Source organism: Aestuariimicrobium soli, assembly GCF_051192575.1.
In the GTDB taxonomy this organism is placed as follows: domain Bacteria; phylum Actinomycetota; class Actinomycetes; order Propionibacteriales; family Propionibacteriaceae; genus Aestuariimicrobium; species Aestuariimicrobium soli.
This window is the reverse complement of record NZ_JBPJSQ010000003.1, coordinates 301,794-327,850: the sequence shown is the minus strand read 5'-3', so window position 1 is coordinate 327,850 and position 26,057 is coordinate 301,794. Positions and strand designations below refer to the sequence as shown.

At 70.7% G+C, this 26,057-nt stretch carries 25 protein-coding genes and 2 pseudogenes; 15 read left to right on the top strand and 12 right to left on the bottom strand.

The window, feature by feature from the left end:
• Positions 1–40 precede the first annotated feature (40 nt).
• The 3 genes from ACSDQ9_RS05300 to ACSDQ9_RS05290 are packed head-to-tail and all read right to left on the bottom strand — an operon-like array spanning position 41 to position 3,670.
• Positions 41–865, bottom strand: coding sequence for an NAD-dependent protein deacetylase (locus tag ACSDQ9_RS05300; protein ID WP_435144530.1), 825 nt, complete (start codon positions 863–865; stop codon positions 41–43).
• A 4-nt stretch (positions 866–869) separates the two neighbouring features.
• On the bottom strand, positions 870–1,889 hold the full coding sequence (locus ACSDQ9_RS05295) for an asparaginase (RefSeq protein WP_435144528.1): 1,020 nt from the start codon (positions 1,887–1,889) through the stop codon (positions 870–872).
• A 32-nt stretch (positions 1,890–1,921) separates the two neighbouring features.
• A complete protein-coding gene (locus tag ACSDQ9_RS05290) occupies positions 1,922–3,670 on the bottom strand; it encodes a DUF4091 domain-containing protein (RefSeq protein ID WP_435144525.1) in 1,749 nt (582 codons plus the stop codon).
• A 117-nt stretch (positions 3,671–3,787) separates the two neighbouring features.
• Between ACSDQ9_RS05290 and ACSDQ9_RS05285 the strand changes: the two genes are divergently transcribed.
• The 3 genes from ACSDQ9_RS05285 to ygfZ are packed head-to-tail and all read left to right on the top strand — an operon-like array spanning position 3,788 to position 5,480.
• A complete protein-coding gene (locus ACSDQ9_RS05285) occupies positions 3,788–4,015 on the top strand; it encodes a hypothetical protein (protein ID WP_435144523.1) in 228 nt (75 codons plus the stop codon).
• Positions 4,016–4,018: 3 nt separating this feature from the next.
• A complete protein-coding gene (locus tag ACSDQ9_RS05280) occupies positions 4,019–4,531 on the top strand; it encodes a heme-binding beta-barrel domain-containing protein (RefSeq protein ID WP_435144521.1) in 513 nt (170 codons plus the stop codon).
• 22 nt (positions 4,532–4,553) lie between these two features.
• Positions 4,554–5,480 carry a CAF17-like 4Fe-4S cluster assembly/insertion protein YgfZ gene (gene ygfZ, locus ACSDQ9_RS05275; protein ID WP_435144519.1) on the top strand — a complete coding sequence of 309 codons (927 nt, stop codon included), beginning with the start codon at positions 4,554–4,556 and terminating at the stop codon, positions 5,478–5,480.
• 15 nt (positions 5,481–5,495) lie between these two features.
• Here ygfZ and ACSDQ9_RS05270 read toward each other — a convergent pair whose 3' ends face one another.
• Positions 5,496–5,987: a GNAT family N-acetyltransferase gene (locus tag ACSDQ9_RS05270; protein ID WP_435144516.1), complete on the bottom strand. Its 492-nt coding sequence runs from the start codon at positions 5,985–5,987 to the stop codon at positions 5,496–5,498.
• 26 nt (positions 5,988–6,013) lie between these two features.
• Here ACSDQ9_RS05270 and dtd point away from each other — a divergent pair, with 26 nt between their 5' ends.
• Positions 6,014–6,463, top strand: coding sequence for a D-aminoacyl-tRNA deacylase (gene dtd / locus ACSDQ9_RS05265; protein WP_435144514.1), 450 nt, complete (start codon positions 6,014–6,016; stop codon positions 6,461–6,463).
• Here the strand turns inward: dtd and ACSDQ9_RS05260 are convergent.
• The gene (locus ACSDQ9_RS05260) at positions 6,450–7,466 is read right to left on the bottom strand and encodes an NADase-type glycan-binding domain-containing protein (protein WP_435144512.1); all 1,017 of its coding nucleotides are present in this window, start codon (positions 7,464–7,466) and stop codon (positions 6,450–6,452) included. The genes dtd and ACSDQ9_RS05260 overlap by 14 nt on opposite strands.
• A 127-nt stretch (positions 7,467–7,593) precedes the next feature.
• On the opposite strand from ACSDQ9_RS05260, the gene ACSDQ9_RS05255 reads away from it, so the two are divergent.
• Positions 7,594–8,241 (top strand): winged helix-turn-helix domain-containing protein, encoded by a 648-nt coding sequence (locus tag ACSDQ9_RS05255; protein WP_435144510.1) that lies wholly within the window; start codon positions 7,594–7,596, stop codon positions 8,239–8,241.
• Here ACSDQ9_RS05255 and ACSDQ9_RS05250 read toward each other — a convergent pair.
• From ACSDQ9_RS05250 to ACSDQ9_RS05240, 3 genes are all read right to left on the bottom strand, one after another.
• Positions 8,225–9,046 (bottom strand): hypothetical protein, encoded by an 822-nt coding sequence (locus ACSDQ9_RS05250; protein ID WP_435144507.1) that lies wholly within the window; start codon positions 9,044–9,046, stop codon positions 8,225–8,227. The genes ACSDQ9_RS05255 and ACSDQ9_RS05250 overlap by 17 nt on opposite strands.
• Positions 9,047–9,056: 10 nt before the next feature.
• On the bottom strand, positions 9,057–9,686 hold the full coding sequence (locus tag ACSDQ9_RS05245) for a hypothetical protein (protein WP_435144505.1): 630 nt from the start codon (positions 9,684–9,686) through the stop codon (positions 9,057–9,059).
• A 325-nt stretch (positions 9,687–10,011) separates the two neighbouring features.
• Positions 10,012–11,244 carry a M15 family metallopeptidase gene (locus ACSDQ9_RS05240; protein WP_435144503.1) on the bottom strand — a complete coding sequence of 411 codons (1,233 nt, stop codon included), beginning with the start codon at positions 11,242–11,244 and terminating at the stop codon, positions 10,012–10,014.
• 113 nt (positions 11,245–11,357) lie between these two features.
• On the opposite strand from ACSDQ9_RS05240, the gene mshD reads away from it, so the two are divergent.
• The 8 genes and pseudogenes from mshD (at position 11,358) to ACSDQ9_RS05200 (ending at position 20,683) form a co-directional block, all read left to right on the top strand.
• Entirely contained in the window at positions 11,358–12,299 is a 942-nt protein-coding gene (mshD, locus tag ACSDQ9_RS05235; protein ID WP_435144500.1) for a mycothiol synthase, read from the top strand.
• 138 nt (positions 12,300–12,437) lie between these two features.
• Entirely contained in the window at positions 12,438–14,552 is a 2,115-nt protein-coding gene (locus ACSDQ9_RS05230; RefSeq protein WP_435144943.1) for an RNA degradosome polyphosphate kinase, read from the top strand.
• The gene (locus ACSDQ9_RS05225) at positions 14,549–15,436 is read left to right on the top strand and encodes an NUDIX hydrolase (protein WP_435144499.1); all 888 of its coding nucleotides are present in this window, start codon (positions 14,549–14,551) and stop codon (positions 15,434–15,436) included. Before ACSDQ9_RS05230 ends, ACSDQ9_RS05225 begins: the two co-directional genes overlap by 4 nt.
• A gap of 218 nt (positions 15,437–15,654) precedes the next feature.
• The gene (pstS, locus tag ACSDQ9_RS05220; RefSeq protein ID WP_435144496.1) at positions 15,655–16,839 is read left to right on the top strand and encodes a phosphate ABC transporter substrate-binding protein PstS; all 1,185 of its coding nucleotides are present in this window, start codon (positions 15,655–15,657) and stop codon (positions 16,837–16,839) included.
• 262 nt (positions 16,840–17,101) lie between these two features.
• A complete protein-coding gene (pstC, locus tag ACSDQ9_RS05215) occupies positions 17,102–18,016 on the top strand; it encodes a phosphate ABC transporter permease subunit PstC (RefSeq protein WP_435144941.1) in 915 nt (304 codons plus the stop codon).
• A 508-nt stretch (positions 18,017–18,524) separates the two neighbouring features.
• Positions 18,525–19,256 (top strand): annotated as a pseudogene (gene pstA / locus ACSDQ9_RS05210) (phosphate ABC transporter permease PstA); the annotation flags it as partial.
• 11 nt (positions 19,257–19,267) lie between these two features.
• A complete protein-coding gene (gene pstB, locus ACSDQ9_RS05205; RefSeq protein ID WP_435144493.1) occupies positions 19,268–20,044 on the top strand; it encodes a phosphate ABC transporter ATP-binding protein PstB in 777 nt (258 codons plus the stop codon).
• A gap of 105 nt (positions 20,045–20,149) precedes the next feature.
• Complete coding sequence (locus ACSDQ9_RS05200; RefSeq protein WP_435144490.1) at positions 20,150–20,683, top strand: AMIN-like domain-containing (lipo)protein; 534 nt, start codon at positions 20,150–20,152, stop codon at positions 20,681–20,683.
• 128 nt (positions 20,684–20,811) lie between these two features.
• Here the strand turns inward: ACSDQ9_RS05200 and ACSDQ9_RS05195 are convergent, their stop codons facing one another.
• The gene (locus ACSDQ9_RS05195) at positions 20,812–21,810 is read right to left on the bottom strand and encodes a glycoside hydrolase family 3 N-terminal domain-containing protein (protein WP_435144487.1); all 999 of its coding nucleotides are present in this window, start codon (positions 21,808–21,810) and stop codon (positions 20,812–20,814) included.
• 31 nt (positions 21,811–21,841) lie between these two features.
• Here ACSDQ9_RS05195 and ACSDQ9_RS05190 point away from each other — a divergent pair, with 31 nt between their 5' ends.
• Positions 21,842–22,009, top strand: coding sequence for a hypothetical protein (locus ACSDQ9_RS05190; RefSeq protein ID WP_435144484.1), 168 nt, complete (start codon positions 21,842–21,844; stop codon positions 22,007–22,009).
• 76 nt (positions 22,010–22,085) lie between these two features.
• Here ACSDQ9_RS05190 and ACSDQ9_RS05185 read toward each other — a convergent pair whose 3' ends face one another.
• Positions 22,086–23,549 (bottom strand): mycothione reductase, encoded by a 1,464-nt coding sequence (locus tag ACSDQ9_RS05185; protein ID WP_435144481.1) that lies wholly within the window; start codon positions 23,547–23,549, stop codon positions 22,086–22,088.
• A gap of 54 nt (positions 23,550–23,603) precedes the next feature.
• Between ACSDQ9_RS05185 and ACSDQ9_RS05180 the strand changes: the two genes are divergently transcribed.
• Positions 23,604–24,455 (top strand): SDR family NAD(P)-dependent oxidoreductase, encoded by an 852-nt coding sequence (locus ACSDQ9_RS05180; RefSeq protein ID WP_435144478.1) that lies wholly within the window; start codon positions 23,604–23,606, stop codon positions 24,453–24,455.
• 335 nt (positions 24,456–24,790) lie between these two features.
• Here the strand turns inward: ACSDQ9_RS05180 and ACSDQ9_RS05175 are convergent.
• Positions 24,791–25,198, bottom strand: a pseudogene (locus ACSDQ9_RS05175) (GerMN domain-containing protein); the annotation flags it as partial.
• A 329-nt stretch (positions 25,199–25,527) separates the two neighbouring features.
• Positions 25,528–26,043 carry an RNA polymerase sigma factor gene (locus tag ACSDQ9_RS05170; RefSeq protein WP_435144475.1) on the bottom strand — a complete coding sequence of 172 codons (516 nt, stop codon included), beginning with the start codon at positions 26,041–26,043 and terminating at the stop codon, positions 25,528–25,530.
• Between the last annotated feature and the right edge of the window lie 14 nt (positions 26,044–26,057).

Here is a 26,057-nt window from a genome sequence, read left to right as displayed (position 1 = left end):
GGTCGAGTGATCTCGGCACGGCCGCAGGCGGCCTACTCGATCAGTGGTCGACCAGGGCTGCCAGGGTCTCCGACGTGCCCGCGTCGATCCTGAGCGTCGCCAGGTCATCGGCTCGGGTTCGTCCCTGATTGATGATCACCACCTCACGACCCGCCTTCGCCGCCCACCGGACGAACCGCAGCCCGCTCATCACCGTCAGCGACGATCCGGCCACCAGCAGCACCTCGGCCGCGTGCACCATCGACCACGCCTGCTCGACGCGCGCCGCCGGCACGGATTCCCCGAAGAAGACCACGTCGGGCTTCAGCACCCCCGCGCACAGCTCACAGGCGGGCACCACGAACCCCTCCGGCTCGGCCACCTCGGCATCGCCGTCGGGGCGAAGTTCGGCCTGACCAGCGGGAATGCGGCCGGTCACGTGCGGGTTGGCGGCCTCGAGCCGATCCTGCAGGTGGTCGCGGGAACTCGTCCGACCGCACGCCAGACAGATCACCCGGCTGATCAGTCCGTGCAGGTCGATCACCTCGGACGACCCCGCCGACGCGTGCAGGCCGTCGACGTTCTGGGTGAGCACCGGGCATCCCAACCGCGCCAGCGCCAGGTGTCCAGCGTTGGGTGAGGCCCCACCGAAGCTGCGGTAGCCCATCATCGACCGGCTCCAGTAGCGCCGCCGGGCACCCTCGTCGCCGATGAACGCCTGGTACTGGATCGGGTTGGTGGGCCGGGCATCCGGCCCGCGGTAGTCGGGAATGCCCGAGTCCGTCGACAGCCCGGCGCCGGTCAGTGCGACCCACCTTCGGCCATCGATCACCGACGCCAGCCGCGCGACCTCGAACGCCTCGGGTGCGCGTCGCCCGGTCACCACCGCCTCACGCCTGCGCGAGCCCGTCAAGCACCCCACGCCGCACCTGCACCACGCCCACCGGCTCGCCGTGGCCGAGCACCGGGGTGAGCGCCAGCTCGTCCAGTGCCGACGACCCGTGCCCAAGCGCCGTCAACACCACCGCGGCCAGCGCGAACACCCCGCGCATGTTGCCGTCGTCGGACTTGATGGCGACCCCGGTGCCGTCGGGCAGCCCGATCGCCAGGCACCCCTCGGCCCCGCCCTTGCAGATCAGCCCCGGCACCGCGCGATGCAGCGAGAGATCTTCGCGGGACGACCCGGAGGCGTACTCGGGGAACTGCCGGTAGGCGTCGGCGACGGCCCGCTCGGGCCCGTCGGAGGCCCCGGCGATCCGGCCGAACGCCCGCGCCAACCCGGTCAGCGACATGGCGAACAGGGGTGCCCCGCAGCCGTCGACCGAGGTGTGGGTGGCCTCACCGGCGAACTCCTCGACCGCCGCCGCGATGGCCTGCTGCAGCGGGTGCGACGGATCGCGGTAGGTCTCGGTGGGCCAGCCCGCCCGCACACAGGTGCGCAGCATCGCCGCGTGCTTGCCCGAGCAGTTCATGGCCAGCGGTTCCTTGTCGTGGCCCTCGCGAATCCAGGCCACGCGGGCGGCCTCGTCCAGCGGGAAGTCGGGCGTGGTCTGCAGGTCGTCGACACCCAGCCCGGCCCCCGTGAGCACCTCGACCACCAGGTCGCGGTGGAAGGTCTCGCCCGAGTGCGAGGCGGCCGCCAGCGCCAGCGCCGCCCCCGACAGGTCGAGCCCGGCCCGCAGCATGGCGATCGCCTGCACGGGCTTGATCGACGACCGCGGGAACATCGAGGCCTCCACCGACCCCAGCCCGAACACCACCGAACCGTCGGGGGCGGTGACGACCACGCGCCCTCGGTGCACGCACTCGAGCAGGTCGCCGCGCACCACCTCGGTGACGATCGGGTCGTCGTCGAGGGCGGACGACAGGGCGGGGGCGTCGATGCGGGCCAAGCTGCCAGGAAGACTCATGCCCGCATTCTGGCAGGCCTCCACCCGCCCGGTCAGCCGAGCCGTGCCCGCACCAGGCGATCCAGCTCGAGCCGACGCCGACGGTAGTCGACGGGGTCGGGCCAGGCGGCCTCGTAGCCGCGCTCACCGGCGAAGTCACCCTCGGGATCGATGATCGCGACCACGGCTTCTCGTCCGGCCAGCTCGGCGGCCCACGCCATCACCCGCGCGTCGGCGGTCATGGTCGCCAGCACCCGGTGGCGCAGGCTCGGCAGGCAGCTGCCGTCGGGCCCCGGGTAGACCGTGAACGGGTCGCCGGAGGGGAATCGTCCGCCGGCCGAGGTCTCGCGGTAGGGGTCGATCGGGCGGGTCGCGTGCTGGGCCCAGTAGAAGTCGTACCCCCAGTGCAGGAAGGTGTCGGCCCCCTGCACGAACATCTGCGCGGCCAGGTGACGGTGGCCGACGGCGGGCTGCGCGATGAAGCGGTTCGAGACCGCGCGGTTCTGCGAGACGCAGTAGTACACGCACGGCACCTCGAGACCACGCTCCAGGAAGGCATGCACGTGGTCGGTCGCGACGATCGGGTGGTCGACCACGTCGACGAAGTCGGGGGACGAGAGCGCGTCGATCACCACCGCACCCTCGAGCAGGTCGGCCACGACGGCGCGCGCGGCCCGGTAGGCGTCGAGGTGCTGCTGGCTGGGCTCGTCCGAGATGTGCCACAGCACGTTCTCGACCCCCCAGGTCGGCTCGAGGTGGGCGCGCAGGAACGGGATCGCCTCGGCCAGGAACTCCCGGTAGGCCGGGTCGGTGGCGTCGACGTGCCAGCCGAACCGCATCTCGGGGCCCGACGGGGTGTCGACCCAGATCTGGGGCGTCTGCCGGGCGCCCCACTGGGTGAACAGGTGGGCAATCTCGACCTCGCGGATGCCGTGCGCGGCGAGGATGCCAAGGTGGCGGTCGAGCAGGTCGGTGTTGAACTGGTAGCCGTCCTCGTCGTGCCAGATGCCGAGCAGCTGAACGTTGGGGCGGTAGGTGCCGACGGCGGTGTCGAGGGCCGGAGTCCACACGGGCGTGAGCACCGCGGTCACCCCCATCTCGGCGGCGGAGGCGATGTGCGCCTCGAGGGCGCGCCAGTGGGGCTCGGACCAGACCGGGACGTCGTGGTAGGTCGACAGCGAGTCGGCGTGCAGCCAGGCGATGTGCCGGATCGGCGTGGGCGGCGCCTCGGCACCGGTGACCTCGATGGGCAGCACCTGGGTCAGCAGGGTCTCCGGGTCGTCCAGCTCATCGCTGCCCCACTGCCGGCCGCGGCGGGTCACCGTGAGTTCCACCTCGGACGACTCCTCCGCCAGCGTGAGGTCGATCCAGGTGGAGTTCCAGCCGGGGCTCCGCAGGTCGAGGCGGGCCGTGACCTCACCGACCCCGCTCCCCTGGGGCAGGGGTTCCAGCAGGTCGGGGTAGAGCCCCGGCACGTCGTCGAGGTAGTTCTCGTCGTGCTCGGGGAAGATCGGCATGTCGGCCGGCACCAGCCCCACCCGGTGCAGCGCCACCGCCGCGCCGGGGCAGCGCACGGTCAGCTCGAGTTCGTCCATGGACAGGTGAGCCGTCAGCGGAATCCGCACGGCCACCTGCAGGCCGATCCGCTCGCCGGTGAAGCCGGTGAGCGGCACGCCGGCATCGAACGGACGAGGGTCTCGCTTGGGGAAGACCTTCTCGAGGTCGTCGACGACCACGGCGACGAACCGGTCCCTGGGCAGGTCGAGGCTGGGCAGGGCGTGGGTGGCGGCATGTTCGGGCATGACCCCACTCTTCCAGCGGCCCTCGGCCCCGGCCAACGCGGGCGCCCGATCGCGCGACCGGCCTGCACGAGCCGGCCCGCCCCAGCCGAACAGACGCGACCCGGATAGACTCACCGAGTGGACCAAGCGGGCGTGGTGGTGATCATCCTGATCGCGGTGGTGGGGCTGATCGGGCTCGCCGCCGTCGTCGGCGTGATCCTGCTGTCGCTCCGCAGCGGCCGGGTGCAGTTCGAGGAACTCCCCCAGCGCCGGCGTCCCGCCCCCACCTCCCCGCAGACCGCGGACGAACCCACCCACGTGCGCCTGGACCCCTCACCCGGGGCGTCGGCGCAGAAGGAGTCCTGACCCATGGCCTTCGAGATTCCCCAGAACCTGTCGAACAACCTGATGGGCCTGGCCTGGATGATCGGCACCTGGCGCGGCAACGGCCACGGCACCCACCCGGGCACCAACGGCGAGGCCGGGCAGCAGTTCGAGTACGGCCAGCAGATCGACATCGTCGAGAACGGTGGCGACTTCCTGCACTACCACTCGCAGATCTACACCACCGATGCCTCGGGTGCCCCCGAGAAGCCGCTGTGGACCGAGTCGGGCTACTGGCGCCCCTCGCTCGACGGCACCGTCGAGGTGGTGATGAGCAACCCCGAGGGCTGGGCCGAGGTGTGGGCCGGCAAGGTCGAGGGCGCCAAGATCGAGCTGGTCACCGACGCGGTGATGCGCACCCAGGGCGCGGCCGTCAGCTACACCGGCGGCCAGCGCCTCTACGGTCAGGTCGAGGGCGACCTTTTGTGGACCTTCGACCGCGCCACGGCCGATCAGCCCCTGCAGCCCTACCTGTGGGCTCGCCTGCAGCGGGCGTGAGCCAACCAGCGAAGGAGAAGGCATGAGCACCGTCGAGGTTCTCGAAGGCATCGACGCCGGTCTGGTCTGGCACCACGGCCAGCCGGTGGCCGAGCAGCGCGCCCTCGAGGCGGGCACCGGGGTGGTCGACTGGTCACCCGCTCCCGGCGTGGGCCGCGGGGTGTTCACCGTCACCGGACCCGATCGGCTGACCTGGCTGCACTCACTGACCACCCAGCACCTCGAGCGGCAGGCCGACGGTGAGCCCTTCACCGCCCTGCTGCTGTCGCCGACCGGGCACATCGAGCACGTGCTGCACGGTGTCGACCACGCCGCCGACGAGACCGTCTGGGCCTGGACCGAGCCCGGCCAACTCGAGTCGCTGGTCGGCTGGCTCGACCGCATGCGGTTCATGACCCGCGTCGAGGTGGCCGATCGGTCGGCCGACTTCCGGCTCATGCAGGTCGGACGAGAGCTGCGGGTCGTCCCCCGCTCCGAGGCCCTGCCCGACGGCACTCCCGCCGGCACCTGGGCGGCCGAGGCGCTGCGCATCGCCGCTGGTCAGCCCCGCATCGGGCTCGACACCGACCACAAGACCATCCCCAACGAGATCGGGCTGCTCGGCACCCACCTCGACAAGGGCTGCTACCGCGGGCAGGAGACCGTCGCCCGCGTGCACACCCTCGGACGACCCCCGCGCCGCCTGGTGCAGCTGCTCCTGGACGGATCGGTCGACGCCCTGCCGGCGCTCGGTTCGTCCGCCACCCTGCCCGGCGAGGACGGCCAGCCCGGCCGCGAGGTGGGGGTGGTCGGGTCGTCCGCGCGGCACCACGAACTGGGGCCGGTCGCGCTCGCACTGGTGAAGCGCAATGTGCCGGTCGAGCAGACGCTGCTGGCCGACGGGATCGCCGCCTCGCAGGAGGCCCTGGTCGACCCCGAGGTCGGCCTGCACGTGCGTCCCCTGCGCTGACTGCACGGCGCCCCGTCAGCGCGGCGTCAGCATCTTCGTCATAGTGGCGCACAGGGTGACGTACTGAGTGCCGTCGTCCTGCGGCCAGCCGTCGAGTTCGACGCCCTGGTCGACGTAGCCGAGGCGGCGATAGAGGGCGTGGGCGCGCGGGTTGTCCCACTCGACGCCCAGCCCGACCCGGTCGAGTCCACGCTCCCTGGCCCGGCCCTCGAGGGCACCGATCAGGGCCGTGCCGACGCCGAGCGACTGCCAGCGGGCGTCGACCGAGAGCATCCACAGCTCACTCGGCTGCTTGCCGTGGTTGAGGGCCCCGCAGGCGATCAGCTGACCCGTGGGCAGTTCGCCCACCAGCAGGTCGACCTCGCCCAGCCACGCCCGTTCGAGGGCCTCCCGAATCGCCACCAGGTGGGCCGGGCCACCCGACCACCCCAGCCGATCGGGCGAGATGTCGTCGGCCTGCAGGTCGCGGAAGGTGACGGGCACGCTGATCGAGAAGGTCTGCTCCATTCGAGCATTGTGGCAGCCTGAATCCCATGCGTGTCGTGCTGCAGCGGGCCTCCCGGGCCCAGGTTCTCGTCGACGGCGAGGTGGTCGGACGACTCCCCTCCCCCGGTCTGGTCGCCCTGGTCGGCGTCACCCACACCGACCCGGACGATCCCACCGTGGTCGACAAGCTGGCCGCCAAGACCTGGGGGCTGCGCATCCTCGACGACGAGCGCAGCGCCTCCGATCTCGGCGCGCCGATCCTGGTGGTGAGCCAGTTCACGCTCTACGCCAATGCGCGCAAGGGACGTCGTCCGTCGTTTAGCGCCGCCGCCCCGGGGCCCGTCTCGGAGCCCCTCGTCGACGCCTACGTCGCGGCCCTGCGCGCGCTGGGGGCCCACGTCGAGACGGGCATCTTCGGTGCCCACATGCAGGTGGACCTGGTCAACGACGGCCCGGTGACGATCCTGCTCGACAGCGCCGACCTCAGCCCTGGGTGACGAACGCGACCGTCGACAGCAGCACGGCGTCGCGAGTGGCCTCGCCGGTCTTGCCCGGCTGGGTCGAGGCCTCGATGGTCAGCGTCACCGGCCCGGTGACCTGCGTCGGCGGAATCAGCACCTGCTGCACAGAAGTGTTGTTGTCCGACAGCGACTGGGTGAACCACGACCCGTCGGCCAGCGTCCAGCGCACCCGGGTGACCTTGCGGTACTCGTCATACAGCTGGGCCTTGCCCGAGGTCTTCACGTACCCGTTCTGCACCCCCACCCCGACCAGCACCGACCCGGGGGCGAAGGTGAAGGTCAGCGACTGGCCGAGGCCGTCGCCGTCGCATCGCCAGGCGGTGGCCGGCTCGTTGTCGGTGACGTTGGTCGCCGGGTAGGTGACCGGCTTGCCCTCGATGTCGGTGGCGTTGGGGGCGGTGCACGAGGCGGCCGTGGTGGCCGGCACCAGCGCCTTGGTGGCACCCGACCACGGGGGCACGACGCTGCTGGTGGGGGTCGCGCTGGTGGCCGACGGGCCACTGGGGCTGCCGGCGGTGCTCGCCGGCGGGGTCGAGACCTGCGACCCGCGGGTGCGGTCGCGCAGCACCTGCCCAGCGGCGAGCCCGACGACGAGGGCGAGCAGCACGGCGACGACCGTGACCACCACCCGGTGTCGCCCGACGAACGACGACGGTGTGGGCGGCGCGGTTCGTCCGCGGTCGTGGGTGGCCGGGGGCACCCGGGGGCCCTCGTTCACCTCGGCCGGTGAGGGGCTGGGCTGCTGGCGCGGGGGCACGGGCTCCACGCCCGCGCGCTCCCGCGGGCGGTAGCCCGGCTTGAACTGGGTGGTGTAGCGCTCCATCGTCTGCTCGACGGGGGTCTCGCCGCCACCGGGGGTCTGGCCAGCACCAGCCTGGCCAGCACCGGGGGTCTGCGGGCGCGGCGCAGCCTGACCAGGGGCCTGGTTGGCGTCGGAATCGCGAGGGCGGAACCAGTCGTCGGGCATGTCGTCGGGCATCGCCGCCACTCTAGCCCGCAGCCGGGCACCGACAAGATGGTGCCGTCGAACCACACTCGGGGTGCCAGAATGGCGAGCGGCCGGGCGAACCAGCCCCGCCGCAGACGATCGAGCGAGGGAGGGCGTCATGGCCGATCTCGTGGTGGTCACTGCCCGCTCGAGCCTCGACGACCTGCCGGCGGCCCTCACGCTGCTGCCGCACTCGGTCGTGCTCTCCACCGATGCCAGCGAGCAGATGTCGGTGATCGACGCCGATGTGGTGATCATCGACGCCCGCTCCGACCTGAGCCGCGCCCGCGATGCCTGCGTGGCCGTGCGCACCCGTTCGTCCATGCCGATCCTGCTGCTGGCCAGCACCCAGGCACTGTCGGTCGTGCAGCCCAATTGGGGTGCGGACGATTTCGTGCTCGAGTCGGCGGAGTCGGCCGAGTACGAGACCCGCATTCGTCTGCTGACCCAGTCGCGGCGCACCTCGTCGCTGATCGAGGCGGGGCCCATCGTCATCGACGAGGAGGGCTACACGGTGCAGGCGGGCGGCCACTCTCTCGACCTGACCTACACCGAGTTCGAACTGCTGAAGTACTTGGCGACCCATCCCGGGCGCGTGCTCACCCGTGAGCACCTGCTCAGCGAGGTCTGGGGCTACGACTACTACGGCGGCACCCGCACGGTCGACGTGCACGTGCGTCGGTTGCGGGCCAAGCTCGGCTCCGAGTTCGAGGGTCACGTCACCACCGTCCGGAACGTGGGCTACCGCTTCAGCCCCGTCCGCTGAGCCCGCCGCCGCGGGGGCCCCGGCTGTCGGACGAGGCCGTGGCCTGCCAAGCTGCGCTCCCGGGGGAGAAACTGCGCAGCCCGGCGAGCACCACCCCGATCACGCTGGCCACCAGCGCGAACCAGGTCAGCAGGGTGGCCGCGTCACCGGCGGCCGGCGTCATGGTGGCCCGCCACCCGGCGAAGGCCTCGAGCACGACCACCACCACCGACAGCCACCCGCCCAACATCGACAGGCCAAGCCACGGCGACAACCGCGCGGCCCGCACGCCCCGCCACTCCAGCCAGGCCGACACCCACACCCGCCACTGCAGCACCCCCAACATCAGCACCACGACGGCGCCGACATTGGCGGCGGTCGACCACAACCGGTCCGACCCCGGGTCGAGTCGCAGCACCGAGGCGGTCACCATCAACACGGCCCCCACCAGCGCCGCCACCACGCCGAGCCGGGTGAGGCCGATGCGCCGCCGGGCGCGGTCGGCGAGCGCGGGATTCGGCACGAGGGTCTCGCCGCGGTGCGCCTGCGGGGGAAAGAAGGCGTGGTCGGCCGTGGGGCGCGGCAGGTGCACCGTGGTCTCGGCGTCGTCCGCGGGCTGCCCCCGGCGCCGGATCACCAGCGTCTCGGTCTCGCGATCGGCCTGCTCCGCGTCGGACGAACCCGCCGGTGGGGTCCACCGGCGCTGCAGGTTCGAGGGGCGGGCGCGACCCAGCCGATCGAGGGTCGCGGCGCGCAACCTGGCGACCCGGCCCGGCCGCGCGGGCGGCCGGTCGGCAACCCCCTCGTCGGGGCCATCGGCAGACATGGCAGCCACCCTAACGGGCGGCACCGACACGACGCGCGGCGACCTGCAACTGACCGGCATCGAGGTTCTGCTGCACGATCCACAGGCGCACCTGCGACCCGTGCACGACCACGATCTCTGACCAGACGACCCCGCCCGAATAGGTGCGGTGGCCGAGCCAGGTGCCGGTCGTGGTGCCCGGCATCCGCTGCACCCCGGGGGCACCGCCGGAAGCAGTGTCGGGGCAGGCCTGCAGCACCCGCTGCACGACCGCCTGGTAGCGCCGGGCCTCGGCCTCGTGGGCGAACTGCAGCACGAGCCCGATGCCGCCTCGCCCCTGCGCGGACCCCTCGCCGGTGACGTTGAGCATCAGCGCGTGGGTCGGGTCGACCCAGTCGCGCCGGTCGACGCCGCCGCAGACGAGCACCGCCTCCCAGGCCGCACGGGCGGCGTCGCGTCGCTGGGCCGCCGTGCCGTTGCTGCGCGAGGTCTCGGTGTCGGGGAACGGGGTCAGCGCCCACCCCGGCGGGCGGGGCTGCGTGGCCGCGGTCAGCGGACCGGCCGTGGTCGCGGGGCGCTCGTCGGAGTAGCTGGGCGGGGGCAGCGTGGGCTGCCGGTTGAGCCGCGCACGATCGACCGACGGCAACCCATCGGCGTCCACCCCGGACGACGCGGGTCCCGACGAAGCGGGCGAACTAGGTGCGCTCGTGACGGGAGCACTCGAGACGGGTGCACTCGAGACGGGCGCACTCGAGACGGGCGCACTGGAGACGGGCGATCCCGACGCCGGCGATCCAGTCACAGCTGGGCTCGAGACTGGCATCGAGGGGCGCACACTCACCGGTGAGGGTTCGGCCCGCTCGTCCCGCGAGCAACCCGAGACACCCATCGCCGCCAGCACCACCAGCGCGAGTGCCCCCCGTGCGAGCGCACGCGGGGCCCCTCGTCCGCTCAGCTGCGAAACAAACCGGCTCATGTCAGCCACCTCAGCGCTCGAAGTGGTGCCAGTCCCACCCCGAGTACCAGTCGAATCCCTGCGCCTTGAGGGCCACCACGATGGGGCTCGACGAGGTGTGCAGGCCCTTCACGGAGGCGGGGCGGTTGTAGGCGTAGGTCGAGGTCGGGTACCAGCGGCCCTGCGGGTCGCGGTAGGGGTTCTCGCGCTGGTTGATGTCGATGGCGATGCCGTAGGAATGGGGCGACTGCACGTAGGGGTTGCCCACCACCGATCGGCAGTTGAAGGCATTGGTGTTGCCGGCGGCCATCACCTTGACGTCATCGGCGCCCCACAGCGTCGGGTTCTTCATCTGCTGAATGGGCTGTCGTCCGGCGAAGGCCTGCTTGAACGCCGCGACCACCCGCGGCGCGTTCGCGTTGCTGACCACCAACATGCCGTTGCTGACGGTGCCGGAGTAGTTCCAGTGGTTCATCTCGATCACGGTCAGGCCGCTCGGCGCGACCGGGCAGCCGGCGCGCCAGGTGGTGCCCAACTCGGCCGCGGTGGCCGTGTGGGTGGTGGCGCGGAAGACGGTCTCGCGGGTGACCAGCCACGCCGCCGAGCGGGTGGTGACGGTGGGCGACAACCAGACGTGGGCCTCGAGCCAGATGCGGCCGCTGGTGCCCACCCCCTGGGTGAGGGTGCCGCGCAGGCGCCCGGTGGCGTCGAGTCGACCCTTGCCGACGATCGTCCAGACGCCGTTGACCAGGGCCCTGATCTCGGCGGTGGAGCCCGCCGAGCCGGCGCCGGCCGACATGGTGATCACCGGCTTGTCGGTCGGAAGGATCGACGAGGGGGCCGTCAGGGTGACCGCCGACGGGTTCACCCGCAGCGTGCGCGTCGGGGTGGTCGCCGTGGGTTCGCCCCCGGCGGTGACGGCGAACCGGTAGACCGACGGCTTGAGCGAGGGCAGCACCTCCGTGAGGGTGCATCCGTTGGTGTCATCAGTGACGGTGCGGGTCACCAACGCCCGCCAGCGCAGCGTCTGCCCGTCGGAGAACCACAGCGTGTTGGTGCCGGCGCAGTCACTGCCGGTGGCGGTGATCCGGGCCCCCTGCCCCGCCGACAGTGTGGTCACGGGCTCGCCGTTGCGGGCGGCCACGATCGTCCAGGCTTCGGCCGCGCGGGCGGGCGGGGCGGCGAGACCGGCCACCGCCAGCGCGACGGCGGTCGCCGTCGCGGCAATGAGAGACAGGAGGGCAGGGCGTTGGGGCGTGGTCACGATGCGGGGTCACTCTCGTTGACATGGGGGTGGGTCACCGGGGAGTTGGCTCGACGCTAACACGGGCCGGTTCCATCGGGCCGGTGGGCGATGGGGGTGATGGAATGGGGACCGTGACCGTGACCCGCCTGCCGTACACCGATGCTTCCGCCCTGGCCGACTCCCTGGCCGAACTCCAGCCCGCCTCCCAGCCCGGGGGTGCCGCCGCCGTGCACGCGCTCGTCGAGGCCGCCCGCCGCGTCGACGGGGTCTCACCCGTCAATGAACTCGGACGATTCGCCCTGCACGGCCGACGGCCCGGGGTGCACTGGCTGGCGACGGACAGCCAGGCCACGGACGGCCAGACCACCGTCACCGGCTGGGCGTGGCTCGACCCCGAGGACTCCTCGGTGCAACTGGTCGTGCACCCCGACCACCGACGCCGCGGCATCGGGCGCGAGCTCGCCGAGGCCGTCAGGCGCGACGCGCACCCGCGCCACTGGTGGTCGTTCGGCACCCTGCCGGCGGCCGCCGCGCTGGCCGCCTCACTGGGACTCACGCTCGAACGCCAGTTGTTGATCATGGTCCGCGACCTGGTGGCGCACCCGGAACCCGAGCCGGCCCCGTTGCCGGGGGTGGCGCTCGAGCCCTTCACCCCCGAGCTGACCGCCGACCTGGTGCGCATCAACGCCGCCGCCTTCGCCCACCACCCCGAGCAGGGGGCGATGAGCGTCGACGACGTGGCCACCAAGGTGGCCGAACCGTGGTTCGACCCCGAGGGGCTGCTGTTCGCCCGCGACGACGCCACCGGCGAGGTGCTGGGCTTCCACTGGACGAAGGTGGAACACCCCGCCGGTCAGGCCAAGGGAGTGGGCGAGGTCTACGTGCTCGGCGTGCATCCCGACGTGCACTCCCGGGGGCTCGGCCGCCACCTGCTGAGCGCCGGGTTGGCCCGCATGACGGGCCAGGGCGTCGAGCACGTGCACCTGTTCGTCGAGGCCGACCAGGAACGGGTGGTGCACCTGTACGACTCCGCTAACTTTGTGATCAAGAACCGCGACTCCAGCTACGCGTGAACCGTGGCGGCGTCGTCCGTGAGAGGTGGGATCAGAGCCGTGGCCAAGAGTGAGACCAGCCGTGAGGTGGGCCCTTCGTCCGGGGTGAGCACCGTGTCCGGAGCGGGCCAGCGGGCCGGCTCGGTCGCCAAGGACGCGGTGATCGCGGCCCGCCGTGCACTGGAGTCGTCGCCCGAGGGGTCGCTGCCGGCCGACCGCTATTCCGACCGTGAGTTGTCGTGGCTGGCGTTCAACAACCGGGTGCTCGACCTCGCCAAGGACTCGCTGCGGGTGCCGCTGTTGGAGCGCGCCAAGTACCTGGCCATCTTCTCGTCCAATCTCGACGAGTTCTTCATGGTGCGCGTCGCCGGGCTGAAGCGGCGCATCGCCGCCGGGGTGGCCGTGCCCTCGGTGACCGGCCAGATGCCCCGCGACCTGCACGACGCGATTCTCAGTCGCGCGCAGGAACTGGTGGCCGAACAGTCCCGCACCTTCCACGAGGTGGTGCGCCCCGAACTGGCCGCCAACGGCATCGAGGTGCTGCGCTGGGAGGAACTCAACGCCGCCGAGAAGGACCGCATGCGCTCGCTGTTCGCCGAGCGCATCTTCCCCGTGCTGACCCCACTGGCGGTCGACCCCTCCCACCCGTTCCCCTACATCTCGGGGCTGTCGATCAACCTCGCGGTGTGGCTGCAGCACCCGCTCACCGGCGCCCACCAGTTCGCGCGCATCAAGGTGCCCTCGATCCTGAGCCGGTTCATCAATCTCGGCGGTGGCCGCTTCCTGCCCCTGGAAGAGGTCATTCGGCGTCACCTCGACCAGCTGTTCATCGGCATGCGCGTCGTCGAGCACACCACCTTCCGCGTCACCCGCAACGAAGACCTCGAGGTCGAGGAGGACGATGCCGAGAACCTGCTGTTCGCCCTCGAGAAGGAGTTGCTGCGTCGCAAGGTCGGACGACCGCCCGTGCGCCTCGAGGTGCAGGACGACATCTCGGAGCAGATGCTCGAACGGCTGATGGCCGAACTCGACGTCAGCGCGAAGGAGGTGTTCGCGATGCCGGCCCCGCTCGACCTGACCGGGTTGTTCTCGCTGGGTGGCGTCGACCGGGAAGACCTCAGCTTTCCCAACTTCCTGCCGATCACCCACCCGCACCTCGCCGAGGTCGAGAGCGCCCGGCCCGCCGACATGTTCGCGGCGCTCCGCAAGCGCGACGTGCTGCTGCAGCACCCCTACGACTCGTTCGCCACCTCGGTGCAGCGGTTCATCGAGCAGGCCGCGGCCGACCCGCAGGTGCTGGCCATCAAGCAGACGCTCTACCGCACCTCGGGCGACTCCCCCATCGTCGACGCGCTCATCGAGGCCGCCCTCGCCGGCAAGCAGGTGCTGGCCGTCGTCGAGATCAAGGCCCGCTTTGACGAGCAGAACAACATCGCCTGGGCACGCAAGCTCGAGCAGTACGGCGTGCACGTGGTCTACGGCATGGTCGGCCTCAAGACGCACTGCAAGCTGTCGCTGGTGGTGCGCGACGAGGCCGAGACCCTGCGCCGCTACGCCCACATCGGCACCGGCAACTACAACCCCAAGACGGCCCGGCAGTACGAAGACATCGGTCTGCTGACGTCGAACCCGATCATCACCGAAGACGTGGCCCAGTTGTTCAACCACCTGTCGGGGGTCACCCACAACACCGACTACCGCCGCCTGCTGGTGGCACCGCACGGGGTGCGCCAGGGGTTGCTGGAACGCATCCAGACCGAGATCGACAACCACGCCGCCGGGCTGCCCGCCGGCATTCGCATCAAGGTCAACTCCCTGGTCGACGAGGCCATCAGCGATGCCCTCTACCGCGCCTCGAACGCGGGCGTGCCGGTCGACCTGTGGGTGCGCGGCATCTGCACCATTCGTCCGGGCGTGCCGGGGTTGAGCGAGAACATCAGGGTGCGCAGCATTCTGGGGCGGTTCCTCGAGCACTCGCGACTGTTCTGGTTCGCCAACGCCGGCCGGCCCAGCGTCGGCATCGGCTCGAGCGACCTGATGCACCGCAACCTCGACCGTCGCGTCGAGGTGGTGGTGAGCATCACCAACCAGGCCCACGTCGCCCAGATCGAGCGACTGTTCGACCTGGCCTTCGCCGACGACACGGTGTCGTGGCAGTTGGACGACACCACCTGGACCGAGCACTCCCGCGACTCCGAGGGCGCCGCCCTGGTCGACATGCAGGAACTGCTGGTCACCGAGACCGCCGGGCGGCGGGCGAGCGTCGGCAAGTGAGCAAGAAGCCGAAGCTGCAGGCCGCCGGGGCGTGCGTGCTGCGGGCCGGCACCGACGGCGAGCCGGCGGTGCTGGTGGTGCATCGTCCGGCCTACGACGACTGGAGCCTGCCCAAGGGCAAACCCTCCCCCGACGAGGACCTGCCGGTCACCGCCGTGCGCGAGGTGCTCGAGGAGACGGGCTGCCTGGTCGCCATCGGTGCACCGTTGGGGCGCGAGCACTACGACACCGGCAAGGGTCGCAAGCGGGTGAGTTGGTGGGTGGGCACGCTGATCAGCGAGGCACCCCGCACCCCCGACGACGAGGTCGACCGCGTCGAGTGGATGAGCCTCAAGCGGGCCCGGCGCAAGCTCTCCTACCCCGACGAGGTCGCCGTGCTCGACCGCGCGGCGGCGATGCCACCCACGGCGGTACTCGCGATCGTCCGTCACGGCAAGGCGATGGATCGCAAGCACTGGTCGGGCAAGGACTGGTTGCGGCCGCTGTCGAGCCGGGGTCGCCGGCAGGCCAAGCGGCTGGTGCCGCTGCTGCGGGCCTACGGCCTGACCCGTGCTGTCACGTCGACCTCGACCCGGTGCGTGCAGACCCTGGAGCCGTTCGCCGCGCGGGCGGAGATTGAGTTGGAGCGGGCCGCCGAGTTCTCGGAGGAGTCGTTCGAGGACGACCCCGCCCCGGTGCGCAAGACCATGCGCGAGTTGCTCGCGTCGGCCGCCCAGTCACCCGGACGAGGCCTCGCGGTCTGCGGCCACCGACCGGTGCTGCCCGAGATGCGGGAGGCGATCTTCGCCCCCACCGACCCGATGTTGACCGGCGAGGTGCAGGTGCTGCACGTCGATGCCGACGGCGGCATCATCGCGGTCGAACGGCACGCCTCGCGGTTCTGAGCTCACGACAAGACGAACTGATCGCCCGTTCACTTCGGGCATACTCCCAAGTCATCCGCCGATTGTGCGCGCTGGCCAGAATACGAGCGACGTTCACCGAATGTTCACGCATTGAGAGGTTTCGCGTCACACAGGCTCTTTAGCGTGAGGCTCAACGCCGCCGCACGAGCACGACTCGCGGTCGCGGACCACGCTCGCCCAGAGAAGGAATCAGGACTGTGATCCTCAACCGTTTCGCCACCGTCGCGGCCATCGCCGCCATCGGCACCCTCAGCCTCGCCGCCTGCGGTGGCACGACCACCACCACCCCGTCGGCCGGCTCCTCGGCGACCTCGGCCGCCTCGCAGGCCTCGAGCTCCACCGAGGCCTCGTCGACCGAGTCGTCCGCCGGTGGCACCGAGCTCACCTGCCCCGCGGGCAAGATCAACGGCGGCGGTTCGTCCGCCCAGGACATCGCCATGCAGGCGCTGACCAAGGAGTACAACTCGCTGTGTGGCTCCAACGGCACCGAGGTGATCTACACCAAGTCGGGTTCCGGTCAGGGCATCAAGGACTTCTACAACAAGCAGCTGCAGTGGGCCGGTTCGGACTCAGCGCTGAAGTCGGAGGCCAAGGACGGCGTCGTCGAGACCGAGAAGGTCAAGGAGCGCTGCGGTGGCAACGAGGGCTGGAACCTGCCGATGATCGTCGGCCCGGTCGCCTTCGCCTACAACCTCGAGGGTGTCGACAAGCTGGTGCTGACCCCGGCCATCGTCGCTGACATCTACGCCGGCAAGGTCACCACTTGGAACGACAAGGCCATCGTCGCCGCCAACCCCGGCGTCACCCTGCCCGCCGACAAGATCGCCCCCTTCTTCCGTGGCGACGAGTCGGGCACCTCTGAGAACGTGACCAAGTTCCTCAAGGCCGCCGCCCCGAAGAACTTCACCGAGGAGACCTCGAAGACCTTCCCGGCCAAGGCCGGCGAGGGCAAGCAGGGCACCCAGGGTGTCGCTGACGCCATCAAGGCCACCAAGGGTGGCTTCGGCTACGTCGAGTGGAAGTACGCCGTCGACGCCCAGGTCGGTGTCGCCCAGATCGACAACGGCGCTGGCGCCGTCGAGCTGACCGCCGAGACCGCCGGCAAGGCCATGGAGTCGGCCGAGGTCGTCGGCACCGGCAACGACCTGTCGATGAAGCTGAAGTACGACGGCACCCCCGCCGGCGTGTACCCGATGGTCATGGTGACCTACGAGATCGTCTGCTCGGCCGGTCTGGACGCCGCCGAGGGTGCCGTCATGAAGGACTTCCTGACCTACATGACCACCCCCGAGGCCGTCACCACCCTCGAGAGCGCCGGCTACGCCCCGCTGCCGGAGGCCGTCTCGACCAAGGTCACCGCCGCCATCCAGGCGCTGAAGTGACACACTGACCCCACACGGGTCAGTTCGTGAGGGCGCCCCTCACGAGAAAGCCACGGGAGGGCCCCCCGCTCACGCAGCGGGGGGTCCTCTTTCGTCAGGGAGAATCATGAACCAGCCAGCAGACCACTCCACCGAGGCTGCGACGCTCGAACCCGAGGAGCACGACCTGACCGCCGAGATGGCGGGCAGCGCGGACGAGTCACCGGTCGGCAAGCACCTCACCCCCGAGACCAAGGGTCGGATCGGCATCCCGCACGTCGAGATGCCGCCCCCCACCAAGGGCCCCGACAAGTTCTTCAGCGGCCTCACCGTCACCACCGGCGTGCTGATCGTGCTGCTGATCGCCGCGATCGCGCTCTTCCTGCTCTACTCGGCCGCCGGCCCCATGAGCCGCAACGAGGTCAACTTCTTCACCTCGCGCGAGTGGACGATCAACGACCAGCGCCTGGCCTTCGGTATCGCCGCGCTGCTGTGGACGACGGTGATCAGCTCGATCGTCGCCATGCTGATCGCCGTGCCGGTCGCCATGGGCGTGGCGCTGCTGATCACGCACTACGCGCCGCCGAAGGTCGGACGAGTGGTCGGCTTCCTGGTCGACCTGCTGGCGGCCGTGCCCTCGATCGTCTACGGCCTGTGGGGCGCCCGCGTGTTCGCCCCGTGGCTCAAGCCGTTCGGTGACTGGCTGTCGGGAGCGCTGGGCTTCATTCCCCTGTTCGAGACCGGCATCACCTCGGCCGGCACCGTGTTCGCCGCCTCGATCGTGCTGGCGATCATGATCCTGCCGATCGTCACCTCGATCTCGCGTGACGTCTTCGACCAGACCCCCCGCGACCACATCGAGGCCGCCTGGGCCCTGGGATCGACCAAGTGGGAGATGATCCGCCTGGCCGTGATCCCCTACGGCCGGTCCGGCTCGATCGCCGCCGCCATGCTGGGTCTGGGCCGCGCCCTCGGCGAGACCATCGCCGTCATGCTGATCCTGTCCACCGTCCCCGGCTTCAGCTGGTCGTTGTTCTCCGGCGGCCAGACCTTCGCGTCGCTGATCGCCCGCGGCGCCCCCGAGTTCGACAGCCCGACCAAGGCCGGCGCCTACATCGCCGCCGGCCTGGTGCTCTTCGTGTTGACCTTCGCGGTCAACGGCGTGGCGCGCCTGGTCGCCGGCGGAAAGAAGGCCTGAGATGTCGTCCGAGACCACCACCTCGCCGACCCGCGGCTACACCGCCAAGGCGACCGACCTGGGTCGTCCGAAGGGGTCACGCCAGCTCGTCGACAACCTGATGCGCGCGCTGATCTGGCTGGCCGCGTTGCTCGCGATCATCCCCCTCGTCTGGATTTTGGTGACCGTGGTCACCAAGGGGGCGGCACTGCTGTTCACCGCGGAACCCGCCTACACCCGCATCTGCGTGGTCGAAGCCAAGGCCCCCGACAGCGCCCACCAGAACTACCAGCGGGTGCCCAACGCCGACTGCGAGACCGGCGCCCAGGGTGCCTTCCCGATCTGGAACGTGGGCGGCCAGTACCCCGCCGTCGGCCAGTTCGTCGACTACAACCCGGTGCCGGCCGTGAAGGCCGACCCGAACGAGCGCAAGTCGACCATTCGCATCAAGGGCCAGGAGAACAAGCCCGCCGCCGGTACCGCCGTGATCGGCATCCCGGGTTCGGACTCCGATGGCAAGGTGCGCACGTTCAGCCTGCAGTGGTGGACGCAGGACCAGTCGAAGACCGACCAGACCGTGCCCAACGGCGGCGCCCTGCACGCCATCGTCGGCACCCTCGAGATCGGGCTGATCACCTCGCTGGTGGCGGTGCCGCTGGGCATTCTGGGAGCGATCTACCTGGTCGAGTACGGCCGCGGCAAGAAGCTGGCCCGGGTGGTCAGTTTCATGGTCGACATCCTCACCGGTGTGCCCTCGATCGTGGCAGCGCTGTTCATCTACGCGCTGCTGATCACGGTCTTCGGCATGGGACGATCGACCTTCGCCTCGTCGATGGCCCTGGTGCTGCTGATGCTGCCCACGGTGCTGCGGTCGACCGAAGAGATGCTCAAGCTGGTGCCGGACTCGCTGCGCGAGGCCTCGTACGCCCTGGGTGTGCCGAAGTGGAAGACGATCCTGCAGGTGGTGGTGCCGACCTCGTTCACCGGCATCGCGACCGGTGTCGTGCTCGGCATGGCCCGCGTCATGGGCGAGACCGCTCCGCTGCTGATCCTGCTCAACTACGGCCCGCGCCTGGTGGGCAACCCGTTCGGCAGCAACATGGGCTCGCTGCCGACCATGATCACCGGCGCCGCCAACACGGCCAGCAACTACCCCGGCGCCGAGCGCGGCTGGGGTGCGGCCCTCACCCTGATCCTGTTGGTGATGGGGCTCAACCTGATCGCCAAGTTCATCGGTGCCCGCACCAAGAAGACCCGCTGAGGAAAGACACAATGGCCAAGCGCATCGAGGTCAAGGACCTCAACATCTACTACGGCACGCACCACGCCGTGCAGAACGTCAACCTGACCGTCGAGCCCCGCTCGGTGACGGCCTTCATTGGCCCGTCGGGCTGCGGCAAGTCGACCGTGCTGCGCACCCTGAACCGCATGCACGAGGTGATCCCCGGCGCCTACTGCGAGGGCGAGGTGCTGCTCGACGGCGTCAACCTCTACGGCAAAAACGTCGATCCGGTGGCCGTGCGTCGCCAGGTGGGCATGGTGTTCCAGCGCCCCAACCCGTTCCCGTCGATGTCGATCTACGAGAACGTCGTCGCGGGCCTGAAGCTCAACGGCGTGAAGTCGAAGAGCGTGCTCGACGAAGCGGCCGAGAAGTCACTCAAGGGCGCCAACCTGTGGAACGAGGTCAAGGACCGCCTCGACAAGCCGGGCATCGGCCTGTCGGGTGGCCAGCAGCAGCGTCTGTGCATCGCCCGCGCCATCGCGGTCTCGCCCGACGTGCTGCTGATGGACGAGCCCTGCTCGGCCCTCGACCCGATCTCGACCCTGGCCATCGAAGACCTGATCCACGAGCTGAAGGACGAGTACACCGTCGTCATCGTGACCCACAACATGCAGCAGGCCTCGCGGGTGAGCGACAAGACGGCCTTCTTCAACCTGGCCGCCCAGGGTCAGCCCGGTGAACTGGTCGAGCTCGACACCACCGAGAAGATCTTCTCCAATCCCGAGAAGAAGGCCACGGAGGACTACATCACCGGTCGCTTCGGCTGACCTGTCCCCATCTGGGGGGCGGACGAAGCTGAAGATTCCGCGCGGCTGTGAACCGGCTGTGCGGGCTCGGCGTGTACGGGGCAACCACACACCGAGGAGGACATCATGTTCCGCTCAACCCTTCGCCGCAGCGCTGCCGCCCTTGCTCTGGGCCTCGCTGTGACGGGCGCACCCGTCGCTCTGGGAGCCACGAGTGCCAACGCCGCTCCCTACTGCGGCATCACCTGGGGATCGCTGGCCAAGTCGTCGCAGACGATGACCGCCTCGACGGTGCTCGGGCTGCGCACCGGACGCCACGCCTGCTACGACCGACTGGTCGTGGACATCAAGGGCAAGGTCACCGGGTACGACGTGCGCTACGTCTCGCAGGTCACCATGGACGGTTCGGGCCTGCCCGTGGCCGTCGCCGGCGGAGCCAAGCTCCAGGTCGTGGTACGCGCCGCGGCCTGGTCGCGACCCGCCATGCCCAGTGTCGCCGGCTACACCACCTTCCGGCAGGTGGCCTGGGCTGGCTCCTTCGAGGGCCAGACCACCTTCGGGCTCGGCGTTCGCGCCCGCCTGCCGCACCGCGTGTTCACCCTCTACGACGCCTCGACCAACACCACCCGGATCGTGGTCGACGTCGCCCACCAGTGGTGATCTCGCCCGACCAACCGATCCGAAACGGCGTCACCCTGCACGTTCTCGCCATCTGGCGGCAACTTCTCGCAGGGTGACGCCGTTTTGGATCGGTGTCGTGTCGGTAGCCGGGGTGCCCGAGCGGCGACTCAGCAGCGGACGATCCCCAGCGACTGCTTGAGCTCGACCACGCGGGTGGCACTGGCCGCCATCTGCTCGGCGAACGCCGGGTCGGAGGCGGCGCGGGCCACCAGCGCGGCCGACATGTCGTCGATGGTGGCCGGATTGGCGTTGATCACCAGGTCACCACCCGCGGCCACGAAGCGCACCGCGCGCTGCCCGGCCGGCACCTTGGCGACGCTGGCGGCGGCCCCGAGATCGTCCGAGATCACCACGCCGGTGAAGCCCAGGTCGCCCCGCAGCATGCCGGTGATGATCGTCCGCGAGAAGACCGCCTGCTGATCGGGATCGATCTTGGCGTAGACGGCGCTGGAGACCATCACCGACGAGGCACCGGCGTCGATACCCGCCCGGAAGACCCCCAGGCCGGCGTCGCGACGGGTGATGGTGGTGTCGGTGGCCGCGGCGAAGTCGGTGTTCGAGGTCACCTGTCCGAGCCCGGGGAAGTGCTTGAGGCTGGTCGCCACCCCACCGGTGCGCATGCCGGTCACCGCCGCCGCCACCCGCGGCGACGCCTGCTGGGGGGTGGTGCCGTAGTTGCGGCCCAGTCGTCCGATGGGGGCATTGGACGACAGCTTGGCCGCCGGCACCACATCGGCGACGGGGGCCAGGTTGTAGCGCACCCCCGCGGCGCGCAGCTGGGTGGCCCACACCTGCCAGTTGGCGGTGATCTGGGCAGGGGTCAGGGTGGCCTGCTTGCGGGCGCTCGGAATCGGGGGCAGCCCCGTGCCCTGCAGCCGCTGGATGGTGCCGCCCTCCTGGTCGGCCGCCACCACCACGGGCACCGCCATGTTCAGGCTGGTCAGGGGGCCGGTTGCGGCCCGCACCTGGGTGCGTCCGTTCCAGTCGCCCAGCAGCACCACCGAGCCGACCTGGTAGCTCTCCATGGTCGTCAGCTGCTGGTCGGTCACAGCGGGGCCGGCGACGCCCATCATCAGCAGTTGGCCGGCCTGCTGCTTGGGGTTCATCTGGTCGACCAGCGAGCGACAGGCCGACGCCGTGGACGAGGGCTCCGACGACGAGGGGCTGGCCGAAGGGCTGCTGGCCGGTGGGCTGGCCGCCGGCGAACTGGCCGAGGGCGAACTGGCCGCCGGTGAACTGGCCGCCGATGGGCTGGCCGCCGGCGAACCGGCCGCACTGGTCGAGCTCCCCCCGGTCGGAGTCTGACAGGCCGCCAACGACACCCCCACCAACGACAGTGCCACCAGCCCCGACGCCAACACCTGGGGCCGCACGCGCATGCTCACGCCTCCTGCCCGAACTGGTCCACCAACCCCAGCAGCGCGTTCTCGATCACCTCGGTGAGTGCCGGGTGAATCCAGTACTGCCCGCGCGCCATGGTCTCGACGTCGGTGCCCAGGCTCATCGCCTGCACGCACAACTGCACCAGCGTGGCCGCCTGCGGACCCATCACGTGCGCGCCCACCAGCTGGCGGGTGGCCCGGTCGGCGAGCAGCTTCACGCAGTTCGTCCGGTCCTCCAGCGCCCACCCGTAGGCCACGTCGCCGTACTCCTGCACCTTGACGACGTAGTCGACCCCGGCGGCCCGCAACTCGGCCTCGGTTCGTCCGACCTGACCGATCTGCGGGTCGGAGAACACGGCCGAGGGGACGAACCGGTGGTCGGCCTCGATGAGCTCGTCGGGGTGGGAGAGGTTGTGCTGCACGACGCGCATCTCGTGGTTGGCGACGTGCTTGAGCTGCCACGGCGAGCTCACGTCACCGAGCGCCCAGATGTGGGCGGCGGTCGTCCGCTGGTGGGGGTCGACCACCACGAAACCGGAGTCGTCGACCTCGACGCCGGCGCGGCGCACGTCGAGGGTGTCGGAGTTGGACACGCGTCCGGTGGCGTTGAGCACCAGGTCGGCCGGGTGGCGCACCTCAGTGCCGTCGGCGGCCGTGGCCACGACCGTCACGGGGGCGTCCCCGCCCAGCTCGAGTCGGACGACCTGCTGGTTGAGCTGCAGGTCGACGCGCTCGTCCATGGCGGCGGTGAACCGCTGCGAGATGGTCTCGTCGGCGGCGCGCAACAGCCGGTCGCCGCGGTGCACGAGGGTGACCTCGACCCCGTAGGCCGAGAACACGTGGGCGAACTCGGCGGCGATGAACCCGGCGCCCAGAATGACCAGCCGGCGGGGCAACTCCGGCAGCCGCATGACGGTGTTCGAGGTGTGCACAAGCCCGCCCGCCCGGGCCTCGTCGAAGCCGGGCACGTGCAGCTGCCGCGGCCGCGAGCCGGCCGCGAGCACGAACTGGCGGGCGGTCAGGCGGGTGCCGTCGGCCAACTCGAGGGTGTGCTCGTCGAGGAACCGCGCGCGCTGCCGGTACACGTCGACCCAGGGCAGTTGCTCGCGCCACTCGAGGCCGCCGGTCGAGATGGCGTCGATGCGCCCGAAGATGCGGTCGCGAATGTCGCCGAATCGCACCCCCTGCACCGCCAGGTCGACCCCGAGCCGCTCCGCCTCCGCGGGGCTGGCCGCCAGATCGGCCGGCAGCACGAACATCTTGGTGGGAATGCAGCCGACGTTGAGGCAGGTTCCCCCGAAGACGGGGTTCCCGAGTTCGGCATTGACACCCTCGTCGACCAGGGCCACCTTCCACCCCGCAAAGCGGTCGTCCAGCAGCGAATTGCCCGAGCCGGAGCCGATCACGCACAGGTCGTAGGAGTGGGCACCGGTGGTCGGCGCCGGGGGGTCAGTGAGGGTCATGGCGCCAGTCTTTCACGCCCGCGGCAGCCAACGTCGGCCCCTAGAATCGAGCCCATGAACACGACGCGCACCGCCGCCCACACCACCACCGACGGCCTGCATCCCGCCGCCCCGCAGCGCGGCTCGTGGGCGCTGGTGACCGGCGCGTCCGGCGGCATCGGTGAGGCGTTCGTGCTGTTCCTCGCCCGCCACGGCGTCAACGTGATTCTCACCGGACGACGCCGCGACGCCCTCGAGCGGGTCGCCGAGCGCGCCCGCGGTCTGGGGGTCGACGCCGGCGACGGCCGGGCCGTCGAGTTCGTGGTGCTCACCGGCGACATGGCCGTCAAGGACGACCGGGACGAGCTCGTGGCCGAGATCTCGAGGCGGAAGCTGCGGGTGCAGACGCTGGTCAACAATGCCGGTTTCGGCACCATCGGCGACTTCGCCGTGAGCGACCCGGCGCGTCACTTGGAGCAGGTGCAGGTCAACTGCGCCGCCCTCACCGACCTGACCCAGCGCTACCTGCCCGGCATGCTGCAAAGCCACCGGGGCACCATCATCAACGTGGCCTCGACGGCCAGCTTCCAGCCGCTGCCGGGCATGGCCGTCTACGCGGCCACCAAGGCCTACGTGCGCGCCCTCACAGAGGCCCTGTGGCACGAGGTGAAGGGCACCGGCGTGAAGGTGATCACCCTGTGCCCCGGCCCGACCGAGACCGGGTTCTTCGAGGCGGCCGGCGACTCCAAGGCCCTGAACTGGCGGCGCACCGCCGAGCAGGTGGTGCAGACCTGCTTCGACGGCCTCGCGAAGGGCTCCCCCACCGTGGTGGACGGCCCGTTGAACCTCGCCCAGGCCGTGGCCGGCAGGCTCGCGCCGACCCGGCTGGGGCTGGTGATCAGCGAGAAGGTGATGAGGCGCCGCTGATCGTCCGGGGTGTGACGAACGCGTCAGCCGACGACGAAGACCTTCACCAATTGCAGCTGCCCGTCTGCGGGTGAGGCGTACTCGATGTGCAGGGCGTACTCACCGGGAGCGAGCTCGCCGGCGTCGATCTTGAACGCGGTCCACCCGGCCGCCTCCTGACCGAACGACACCGGGCTCCAGGTCGCCGCCGACTGCCCCTTGGGCACGATCGACCAGGCCAGACCCTTCGTCCCCTCGAGCGCCACGGTCTGCATCTGCCCGGTGATCGTCACCGGCGAGGTCAGGGTCTGCCCGTACTCGAAGGAGTCGACGATCACGTCGGTGATCGGCTGGTTGCCGGTGCGGGCGAAGTCGGTCGTCGGGGCGCCGATCAGCGGCAGGTTGGGCGAGCCGTCGATCAGGATGCGCACCACCTTCTGGCCGTTGCGGTCGCCGACGGCGGCGGTGGCGGTGTAGGTGACCTGCTGCATCGCCTGCAGCACCTGCGCCCGCGATTCCATCGACGCGAACGCCGACTTCGACAGGTCCAGGGTGATGCGGTTGCCCGACAGTTTCGCCGAATTCACCTGACCCCCCGACCACAGCGAGTGGTAGGCCGGGTCGAGCGGGGCCACGTTCAGCACGGCCGCGACGGCGGTGGTCAGGCGATCGCCCTGGGTGGGCAGGTCGCGGAACTCGCGCGCCAGACTGCCGTGGGAGTCGAGGTAGTAGACGGCCACGTCGGTGTTGACGGTCGGGATCGACGGCGGGCCGGTGGGTGCCTGCGAGCTGCTGGACGAACTGGTGGTCGGCACCGGCGTCGGGGTGTCGGCGGGGTCGCTGGGCAGGATGCCGGGAACCAGCAGCGGCAGCGCCACGCCCACGGCCATCACGGCGACGGCGACGGCGGCGAGCCAGCGGAAGGTGCCGCGGCGGGGGGCTTCCTCGTCGGCCGAGGTGCCCTCGGCCATGGCCAGGATCTGCGCGAAGCGGTCGCCCGGCACCACCGATCTGGCCTCGTGGCGCAGCGCGGCGCGCACCATCTGCGTGTACTCGTCCTCGGGCAGATCACCGAGCGGCATCGGCTCGTCCATCATCGCCCTCCCTTCGCGACCGCGGCCAGAGTCTGCCGCAGGGCCTGCATCCCCCGGTGGGCGTGCGACTTCACGGCTCCCCGCGAGATGCCGAGGGTCTCGGAGATCTCGGCCTCGGAGGCCTCGGAGTAGAACCGCAGGATCAGCACCTCACGCTGCCGCTGGGGCAGGCTGCGCAGGGCCGCCATCACCTCGTCATGGGTCTCGCCGCGGGTGGCGGCCGCCTCGGGGGTCTCGACGCCGCCGTCGGGGTCGGGCCGGTAGCGGTTGACCACGGCGCGGTGGCGGTGCACCGAGCGGCAACGGTTGACCACCGTCATGCGCAGGTAGGCGCCGGCATGGCCCAGGTTCTCGAACTGGTCGCGGCGGTGGTGCACGGCGATGAACCCGTCCTGCACGACCTCCTCGGCCTGATCGGACGAGCCCAGCAGCAGCGACGCGAGCCGCACCATGCCCGCCCAGTAGGAGTCGTAGAGGTCGCGCAACCAGACCTCGCCGTCGGTTCGGTCAACCATCGGACGAGGCCTCG

Coding starts and splice junctions, on each gene's coding strand:
- ACSDQ9_RS05200 (WP_435144490.1), top strand. CDS start 20,150: ATGTTCCGCTCAACCCTTCGCCGCAGCGCTGCCGCCCTTGCTCTGGGC.
- ygfZ (WP_435144519.1), top strand. CDS start 4,554: ATGAGCACCGTCGAGGTTCTCGAAGGCATCGACGCCGGTCTGGTCTGG.
- ACSDQ9_RS05250 (WP_435144507.1), bottom strand. CDS start 9,046: ATGTCTGCCGATGGCCCCGACGAGGGGGTTGCCGACCGGCCGCCCGCG.
- ACSDQ9_RS05295 (WP_435144528.1), bottom strand. CDS start 1,889: ATGAGTCTTCCTGGCAGCTTGGCCCGCATCGACGCCCCCGCCCTGTCG.
- ACSDQ9_RS05255 (WP_435144510.1), top strand. CDS start 7,594: ATGGCCGATCTCGTGGTGGTCACTGCCCGCTCGAGCCTCGACGACCTG.
- ACSDQ9_RS05185 (WP_435144481.1), bottom strand. CDS start 23,549: ATGACCCTCACTGACCCCCCGGCGCCGACCACCGGTGCCCACTCCTAC.
- ACSDQ9_RS05290 (WP_435144525.1), bottom strand. CDS start 3,670: ATGCCCGAACATGCCGCCACCCACGCCCTGCCCAGCCTCGACCTGCCC.
- ACSDQ9_RS05195 (WP_435144487.1), bottom strand. CDS start 21,810: ATGAACCCCAAGCAGCAGGCCGGCCAACTGCTGATGATGGGCGTCGCC.
- dtd (WP_435144514.1), top strand. CDS start 6,014: ATGCGTGTCGTGCTGCAGCGGGCCTCCCGGGCCCAGGTTCTCGTCGAC.
- ACSDQ9_RS05180 (WP_435144478.1), top strand. CDS start 23,604: ATGAACACGACGCGCACCGCCGCCCACACCACCACCGACGGCCTGCAT.
- ACSDQ9_RS05270 (WP_435144516.1), bottom strand. CDS start 5,987: ATGGAGCAGACCTTCTCGATCAGCGTGCCCGTCACCTTCCGCGACCTG.
- pstB (WP_435144493.1), top strand. CDS start 19,268: ATGGCCAAGCGCATCGAGGTCAAGGACCTCAACATCTACTACGGCACG.
- pstC (WP_435144941.1), top strand. CDS start 17,102: ATGCCGCCCCCCACCAAGGGCCCCGACAAGTTCTTCAGCGGCCTCACC.
- ACSDQ9_RS05280 (WP_435144521.1), top strand. CDS start 4,019: ATGGCCTTCGAGATTCCCCAGAACCTGTCGAACAACCTGATGGGCCTG.
- ACSDQ9_RS05260 (WP_435144512.1), bottom strand. CDS start 7,466: ATGCCCGACGACATGCCCGACGACTGGTTCCGCCCTCGCGATTCCGAC.
- ACSDQ9_RS05170 (WP_435144475.1), bottom strand. CDS start 26,043: ATGGTTGACCGAACCGACGGCGAGGTCTGGTTGCGCGACCTCTACGAC.